The sequence below is a fragment of the Azospirillum sp. B506 genome, assembly GCF_000333595.1.
GTDB lineage: Bacteria > Pseudomonadota > Alphaproteobacteria > Azospirillales > Azospirillaceae > Azospirillum.
Map to the genome: position 1 here is coordinate 1 of NZ_BADK01000789.1, position 922 is coordinate 922.

Consider the following 922-nt stretch of genomic DNA (forward strand, 5'->3'; position numbering starts at 1 on the left):
TCGCGGCGACCGCCTGACCCCCGTTCACAGCATCCTTTTCTCTAGGGAGTGTTCCCGTGGTTGCCCTGACCGTTGAAAAGCCGCATGTGCTTGCGCTCCTCCCCGAAAACACCGCCGCCGCCGGGCCGGTCAAGGCCGGCGAGGTGCTGGTCCGTGTCCAGCGCGCCGGCATCTGCGGGTCGGACCTGCACATCTACCACGGCTCCAACCCCTTCGCGGTCTATCCCCGCGTGATCGGCCACGAGTTCGCCGGCACGGTCGAGGCGGTCGGCGATGGCGTGACCAACGTCGCCGCCGGCGACCATGTGGTGGTCGACCCGGTGGTGTCCTGCGGCCGCTGCTATGCCTGCCGGGCCGGGCGCACCAATGTCTGCGCCAATCTGGAGGTGTTCGGCGTCCATCGCGACGGCGGCTTCCGCAACCATGTCGTGGTGCCGGCCGCCAATGCGGTCAAGGTGCGCTCCGACCTGCCGATCTCGATTGCAGCATTGGCGGAACCACTGTCCATCGCCGCGAATGTGTTGTCGCGCACCGGCATCGCTGCCGACGACACGCTGCTGGTCTATGGCGCCGGCACGGTCGGGCTGACGGTGGTGCAGGTCGCCAAGCTGCACGGCGCCCGCTGCATCGTCGTCGATCTCGACGACAAAAGGCTGGAGCGGGCGAAGGAGTTCGGCGCCGATGTCGTCCTCAACTCCTCGCGCGTGTCGGTGCCCGATGCGGTGCGCCATCCGCAATCCTGCCCTTCTACCCGATCATGATGAACACGCTGCTCGGGATCCGGTCGGTGCCGGAGGGGTTGCGCGACGTGATGGCCTCCTTCGACGCCAGCCGTTTCCAGTTGCTCGGCCGCCTGGAGCTTCCCTATGCCCTGCCCTTCATCGTCACCGGCCTGGAGGTCGGAATCGTCCTGGCCCTCGTC

2 protein-coding genes are annotated in these 922 nt (G+C 67.6%); both read left to right on the forward strand.

Going from position 1 to position 922, the window contains the following annotated elements; all coding sequences use genetic code 11:
* Positions 1-56 precede the first annotated feature (56 nt).
* Entirely contained in the window at positions 57-761 is a 705-nt protein-coding gene (locus I71_RS24815) for an alcohol dehydrogenase catalytic domain-containing protein (RefSeq protein ID WP_244434035.1), read from the forward strand.
* Positions 761-922, forward strand: a 162-nt coding sequence (locus tag I71_RS41120) for an ABC transporter permease subunit (protein ID WP_148294360.1), incomplete at its 3' end; no start/stop codon positions are given. The genes I71_RS24815 and I71_RS41120, both read left to right, overlap by 1 nt.